The 7,271-nt window shown below is 75.1% G+C and carries 3 protein-coding genes and 1 pseudogene; 3 read left to right on the forward strand and 1 reads right to left on the reverse strand.

Features of this window, described 5'->3' with window-relative positions:
- Positions 1 to 9 precede the first annotated feature (9 nt).
- On the reverse strand, positions 10 to 4,644 hold the full coding sequence (locus ACA514_RS34455; RefSeq protein ID WP_375045446.1) for a hypothetical protein: 4,635 nt from the start codon (positions 4,642 to 4,644) through the stop codon (positions 10 to 12).
- Positions 4,645 to 5,215: 571 nt separating this feature from the next.
- Here ACA514_RS34455 and ACA514_RS34460 point away from each other — a divergent pair.
- From ACA514_RS34460 to ACA514_RS34470, 3 genes and pseudogenes are all read left to right on the forward strand, one after another.
- Positions 5,216 to 5,326, forward strand: a pseudogene (locus tag ACA514_RS34460) (acetoacetate decarboxylase); the annotation flags it as partial.
- A gap of 85 nt (positions 5,327 to 5,411) precedes the next feature.
- Positions 5,412 to 5,597, forward strand: a complete 186-nt coding sequence (locus ACA514_RS34465) for an acetoacetate decarboxylase family protein (protein ID WP_375045447.1) — start codon at positions 5,412 to 5,414, stop codon at positions 5,595 to 5,597.
- A gap of 514 nt (positions 5,598 to 6,111) precedes the next feature.
- Entirely contained in the window at positions 6,112 to 7,032 is a 921-nt protein-coding gene (locus ACA514_RS34470; RefSeq protein WP_375045448.1) for a LysR family transcriptional regulator, read from the forward strand.
- Positions 7,033 to 7,271: the final 239 nt, after the last annotated feature.

Raw genomic sequence — 7,271 nt, forward strand, 5'->3', positions numbered from 1 at the left:
GGCGCGCGGTCAGGGGCGGCGGGCGGTCCAGGCGGTCGCGAACATCTCGTGCAGGGGGCGCGGGGGCAGCAGGCGCGTGAACGGGCCGCCGACGCTCTTGCCGCGGACCTCCGTGGCCAGGTGGGTCTCGAGCTTCGCGGTCTCCACGGGGAGTTCGGGGGCCTTGAGCGTGCTCCATTCGCCGGGGACGAAGGCGGTGCGGCCGGCGCGGGGCCGCTTGTCCTGCTGGACAAGGGCGCGGTCCACGAGCTCCGCTTGGGCCGCCTTGTGCCGGGCGGCCGTCCAGCCGTTCCACTTGCGGACGTTGCGGTCGGTCGGCCGGACCAGGGTGAGCAGCTGCAGGTAGAGGACGGCCGCGTCCTCGCTCGTGCCGATCTCGGCGGCGGCCTCGGCGACCAGGTCGGGGACGCCGAGCAGGGGGTTCGCCTCGTAGCCGCCGGGCGGGACGGGCGTGGCGGCGGCGCGGGCGACCATCCGCTCGACGGCGTCCGCGCGCAGCCCGGCGGCGTCGACGCGGCGGAGCAGGTCGTCCAAACCGTGGTCGGCGCAGAGGCGTTCGAAGCGCGCGCGGACGGCCGGGTCGGCGAGCGCCGCCGGGCGCAGGACGACCGGCGCGAGCGGCTTCCGGCCCTCGACGATCAGCAGGCCGTCGTCATAGGCGAGGGGGTCCTCGGCCGGCGAACCGCCGGAGGTCACCGTGCGGACGGGATGGACGTCCGGTCCGAACAGGCGCTTCCGCCGCTCGGTGTCGCCGAGGGAGCAGGAGCCGAGCGGGAACAGCAGGCCGGGGGCGGCCAGCCGGGCCTTCAGCCGCGCGGCGAGTTCGGGCACGCCGGGGATCGCCGGGTCGCCGACGGGGCGTTCCGTCAGCGCCCACACCAGCACGGACGCGAGCGCGATGTACGGGTCGTTGTACATGCGCCGCGTGTTCACCGTGCCGTCGGGCGAGACGGTGTGGACGCCGATGCCGTACGGGTCACGGTCGGCGACGACGCAGGTCAGGTCCTCGGCGGCGATCGGGGACGCGGCGGGGTCGGCGAGGGCGGTGACCCACTGGCCCGAGAAACCGAGGTCGCGTTCCAGGTCGGCGACGAGGTCCTCGTCCACGGCGGTGCGGTGGCCGAGCAGCTGCGACCACGCCTCGGCCATGCGCGCGGCGGCGGCCGCGAAACCGCCGTCCGCCCACAGCTCGGCGGGATCGTCGGGCATGCCGGCGGCGACCACGCGCTGCCGACCCGGAACGCCGAGGCGCTGGGAAAAGTCCTCGGCCTCCCGCGCGACCTCCTTGGTCGCCGAGTACGGCTTGGTGCGCAGCATCTTCTCGTGGGCGTCGAACCGGGTGACGAGGTCGCCGCCCTCGTAGGCGCGCCGGGGCAGGCCGTCCAGGACGAGGGTCGCGATGGAGCGGCGGACGCCGGTGCCCTGGACGAACCTCGCGACGGCGCCGGCATCGGGCGCGAGCGGCCCGTGCCGGTCGTACAGGTCGAGGAGGCGGCGGAGCCGGGCGGCGTCGTCACGCGCCACGGTGACGGTCTCGGCCTTCTTCGCGCCGGCCGGCTCCGGGGCCTCGGCCCGCTGGACGAACCGGTAGGCCCGCTCGGGGTCGATCGGCCCGTCGGCGGACGGGACGACGCCGACGACGACGGTCGCGTCCAGCCCGGCGAGGGCGGCGCCGGTGGCGTAGCCGCGCCGCCAGGTGCCGGGACGCGCGAACGGCTGGTCCGCCCAGGTGCGCAGCAGCGCGGCGAGGGACGCGCGGTCCGCGCCGCTGGTCGACGGCGCGACGAGCCGCCACGCGGCGGCGTCGATCGCGCCGAGCAGCGGCGCCCAGTCGAGGGGCCGCGCGGGCGGGCTGGCCAGCCGGGTCGTGTCGTCGATCTCACCGGCGAGGAACCGGCCGTCGGCGGCGATCGCGGTCACGGTGGCGGGGCGCGGCGACCGCTCCTCGCCGTTGAGCCGGGGCGGCGGGGGCAGCAGCCCGAGCAGCGCGTCGTCGAGGTCGGTGTCGGGGACCTCGGCCGGGGGACGCACCGCCGCGCCGGACCGGACCACCTCGACGCGGCGCGAGATCGCCCGGCGGCGGCGCAGCACGCCCGCGGCCCGCAGCACGGTGCCGACGACCCCGGCGACGATCGCCGGGTCGGTGACCTCGGGCATCTCGCGGGCCAGCGCGTCCCGCACCGCCTCCGCCGACGGCGCGGCGTCCAGCAGGGCGCGGGCGGTCTCCTCGCCGGTGCGGCGGAGCGCCAGCGAGGAGGCGGCGTCGCGCGGGGCGAGGAAGTGCCAGAAGGCGGGCGGCGGGAGGAACGGCCGGTTCTTCGGGTCCCGCCGCGGCTCGGCCTCGCCGCCGGGGAAGGCGCGCCCCTCCCACAGCAGCGAGCCGTCGGACGCGTCGTGGCAGCGCATCTCCCGGAACGCGCTGTACCGGACGGAGGCCATGACGAGGTCCGGGCCGCCGGGCACGCGGAGGATTCCCCACGGATCGCCGCCGTCTTCCACGTGATCGAAGCGGGCGGTGCGCCCGTCGGTGCCCTCGATCGTCCAACCGGACGGCGGGCGACTCCGGTCCTTCCCGTGCTCGGCGACGCGGAAGCCGGCGAGGCCGCCGGAGTCGCCGAGCGGCGAGCCGGTCACGCCGTCCGGGAGCCGGACGAGGCTGCACTGGTCGAAATCCCAGGCCGCGTCGTCGCCGGGCGGGTCGGCGGCGAGGAAGTCCGGGAGGGCGCCGGCAGCCCGTTGCTCGCCCGACGCCGTGTCGAGGACGGTCCACTCCTCGATCGATTTCGCGTAGGTCGGCGCGCTCCAGATCCGGGCGCCGTCGGAGAACTGCCGCTCGTAGTGGCCGATGCCCTCCCGGCCGCCGGGACGCAGGACGCGCTCGCCATCATGGCGCCCGCCGCCGGCCTCGAACTGAAAGCCGAGCACGCCGTCGTGCGGCCCGCGCCAGGCATGCATCCCGATGTTGGCGACGGGTTCGAAGACCTCGCCGGGAGCGCTCGCCCAGAACGCGTGCGCGGCGGGGCTCGTCGAGGTCTTCTTCGACCACCCGACCAGGAAGTCGCCGCCCGCGTAATGGACCGCGTGCGCGGCCGTCCCCTCGGGCAGGGCGAACGCGCACTCGCCCCGGCGTCCCGCGTGGTCGATCGCGATGGCGCGGCTCCGTCCGTAGACGGTGAGGACCGGCCACGTGGACGTGACGCCGGCCGGGTCCTCCCCGAGGTCGGCGAGCGCCTCGTCCAGGGCACGCCAGCCGAGCTCGGCAGGGATCCCGGAACGCAGCGTGCGCGCGAGCGGGACGGCGAGGTCGAGCGCCGCGAGCGCGTCCCCGAGACCGTCCAGCGCAGCGGCCGTCGGCGGGTCGAGCAGGCCTTCGAGGACGACCGCGGCCTGCTCGGCGTCGCCGAGCCCGCCCTCGGCGACCCGGTCGATCCGCGCGGCGACCCGGGCGTGGACGGCCTCCTCCACACCGGGCGTCTCGGGCAGCCGGGAGATCGCGGTGCCCTGCCGCAGCCCCGCGTGGACCGTGCCCTCCAGCCGGGGGCCGAACACCGGGTCGGCGGCGATGGCCCGCAGGTCGCGGCGGGACCCCTCGCCCCAGAACCTCAGCCGCGCGCCCTCGCCCGGATCCTGCACGGCGACGCCTTCGGCGAGGCACGCGTCGACGAGATCGGCGTCGAACGGCGAAGCGCCCCGGTAACGCGACTCGTGCAGCCGCACCGGCACGCCCTCCGCGCGCAGCCGGGCCGCGAACCGCGGCAACGCGGCGAACAACTCGTCCGGCATGGGCTGCGCGGTGATGCCGCCGTAGGGGACGCGGACGTAGGAGTAGTGCGCGGCGAACGCGCCGAGCCATCCCGCGAGCCCGCCTGACGGGCGGACGGCGCCGTCCGCCATCGCCTCGATGATCCCGGCGGCGTCGAGCATCCGCAGCCAGGCCGAGCCGTCGACGGCGCCGGCCGGGAAGATCTCCGCCAGCGCGCCGCGCAGGGCGGCGGGCGGCGGCGCCTGCGCGAACACCATCGCGGCGCCGTCGAGCAGGCCGTCCGGGACGGCGGTGCCCCGCGCATCGGCGAGCGCCTGCGCGAGGATCTCGGCGTCCTCGGCCGGCCCCAGCCCGGCGGCCTTCGCCGACCTGCGGACACGGGTGTGCAGGTCGGCGGGCGGCGCCGCGCCGCTCCCGCCCCAGGCGGCGACGAACCGGGCGAACTCGCGGTGCGCGCGGCCGGCCGGGTAGGTCGCGGCGAGCCACTCCTGATGCTCGCGGATCCGGGTGGCGCCGATCGCCCCGCCGCGGGCGAACAGCAGGGCGTTGTCCACGCGGTACCCGTCGTCGACCGGAAGCGCATGCCGCGCCTCGGCGTCGCGGGCGTCGGCGTAGGCGGTCGCGGCATGCCTGGGGGCGCGCCCGATCAGCCGGTGCCCCACCGTGTCCCAGAACCAGGGCAGGTGCGCGGCCGGCAGCCCGCGCACCTGGCGCTTCATGTCGTCCAGGAACCGGCCGGGCCGCTCGTACGCGCGCACGAGCCCGGCCTTGACGGTCGCGAACAGCTTCTCCGCGTCGGGCGCGGCGTCGGGATCGGCCTCCTGCACCCAGTCCAGGTACAGCGTCGAACGGAGCGGATCTGAGGGGAGCTGCGGGGACATGCCGGGCAGTATGGCAGCGTCCCCCGACATCACACGCCGGAAAGGATCAAGCCGGCGTGACGGACACCGTCACCCCCTTGATCCCGTCGACGAAGTCGAACCGCACCCGCCTCACCGACCCGGACACCCGCCAACCTCGTCGCGGTTCGCGGTGCGGCAGAGGTGGCAGACCGGCGACGCCCAGCGCAGAAACTCCTCCACCGCGACCGGCATCAGCCCCGGCTCGTCGCGCAGCCGCTCCGCCGGCTCCCGCCCGTACCCGAACACCTCCAGCGCCGCCGGGCTCGTAGGCGTCGCCGAGGCAGGACACGATGCCCGGCTCCAACGGGAGGGTCGCCAGTGTCCCCAGGTCGGGGCGCACGCAGATGCTGGGGGAGCCCCGCATCGAGCCCGCCCGCGACGTCCACCACATCGCCCAGCGGACTGCTGCGGGCCCACGCGCTAGCTCCCCGATTCGTTTGGTCTCAAGCCACATGGCGGCCGTCGACTCCCGACAAGAGTCCCGCAGGGCCGGACGTACTCGCGCTGCGTCTACATCTGAATCGACAAGGACTTCGCCATCGCCCCCGGCGTGCAGCAGGGCTATCCGAAGAAGCTCGGCTCCATCCACCAGACCCGCCCGCACCCCCACGGCAAGGGCGCGCCCCGCATCGCCGCAGGCGGCCGGTTCGGCGCCACCCTCGCCGCCGCCGACCACCGCCTCACCGAGGCCGTCGTAACGCTGCGCGAACCGTCCGAGACCAACGGCTTCGTCAACGGCCACCCCCATGGCCCACCACCGCCACCTGCCATCGATCGAACCCGGCCGCCCACGGCCCTGGACGGGCGACGCCGACCTGCGCCTCTTCGACTGCACCACCGAGGAACTCGCCCGCCTGACGATCGAGGAACCCATCGCCGCCTACTACCGCCAGGTCGGCGTCACCTGGAACGGCGGCCGCATCCTCGCCTGAGGGCTCCGCCAGCAGCGCGGGCCCGAGGCTCGACCGCACGTACGCCATGCCCTCGGCGTACTTCGGGTCCATCGCGCGCTCGCCGAACTCCTCGGGCATCAGGTCGGCGAGCCACTCCTGGATCCGCCAGTCGTTGCCCAGCGGATCGCGGACACACCCGACCCTGTCACCTTAGAAAAGCTCGGTCGGACGGGTGACGACGGCCGCCCCGCCGCCACGGCGCACCCAACGACCGCGCTGGCGCCCCCACGAACAACCACAGCAAACCGGGCATCTCGACCGGGAACGGCGAGTCGAAAATCAGCACCACCGAGTCACCGATCCGGACCTCGGCGTGCCCGATCCATCAGCGCCGCACTGTCCCGCGTGACGATCCACCGGGTGACCGTGCCGCAACTCCCAGGCGCTTGGAAAAGTCCGCAGCCATGCCGTTCTCCCAACCAGCGGCATCTCCCCTCCCGCATGGCAGAACAGCGTGATTCGTTCCGCAACCCGTGAACTAGGGTCGGGCGACGTGGACCTAGAAGCCGTGCGGACGTTCGCCGCCGCCGCGGACGCGGGCCGGTTCCAGTACGCCGCCGCGGAACTGTCGATCACCCAGCAGGCCGTCTCCAAGCGCATCGCCGCCCTGGAAAAGGAACTCGGCGTCCGCCTGTTCACCCGCACCGCGCGCGGCTCCCGCCTCACCATCGACGGGCAGGCGTTCCTCCCCCACGCTCGCACCCTCCTCCAGGCCGAAGAACGCGCGATCGCCTCCGTGCGCCCCGGCAGCCGCGCGCTCCGCGTCGACGTGATCGGCCGCCGCCTCGCCCCGGCCACCCTGCTGCGTGACTTCCACCGCGCCCACCCCGGCACCCGGCTGGACGTCGTCACCCTCTTCGACGCCGGCGCCGCCATCGACGCGATCGCCTCCGGCACGATCGACGCTTCCTTCCGCGCCATCACCGCACCCGGTCGGCTTCCCGGCGGCATCGAGACCGCCCGCGTCCTCGACGAGCCCGTCCAGCTCATCACCGGCCCGACCCACCCCTTCGCCGCGGCCCGCGCCGTCCGCCCCGCCGACCTCGCCGGACACCGGATCTGGATGCCCGGCATCGTCGCCGGCACCGAGTGGGCCGCCTTCTACGACGACCTCGCCACCGCCTTCGGCCTCACCATCGACTCCGTCGGCCCCCACTTCGGCCTCGAGCCCCTCCTGGACACGATCGCCGACTCCGCCACCCTGACGACCTTCGTCGGCGACCGGACCCGCCTGGTCTGGCCCGCCGACTACGGCCTGCGGCGCATCCCCGTCCAGGACCCGACGCCCGTCTACCCGCACTCGCTGATCTGGCACCGCGACAACCCACACCCCGCCCTCACCGCCCTCCGCGACCACCTCGCCCCGCCACCGCCCACCCCTGACACCTGGACCCCGAAGTGGTCCCACCCCTGAGCCTGATTCCCGCACCCCACCCACCACCGTGCACCTCAACCCCGTGCACTCCTTGGGGACGTTGGGGGCCCAGATGAAGCGGTGAGGGTGTCCAGGACGATGCGGCGTGGGTGTTCGGATGGTGGATGGGAGGGGTGTTGGCGGAGGGGTCGGCCGTGCGGTGGGGTGGCGCTGGCGTACGGGGCCGCCCCTCCAAAGTCAAGGGCGCCTTCGGCGTCGCTTCGCGATGGACTTCGTCC

It is taken from the genome of Actinomadura sp. NTSP31 (assembly GCF_041951385.1).
Classification (GTDB): Bacteria; Actinomycetota; Actinomycetes; order Streptosporangiales; family Streptosporangiaceae; genus Spirillospora; species Spirillospora napierensis.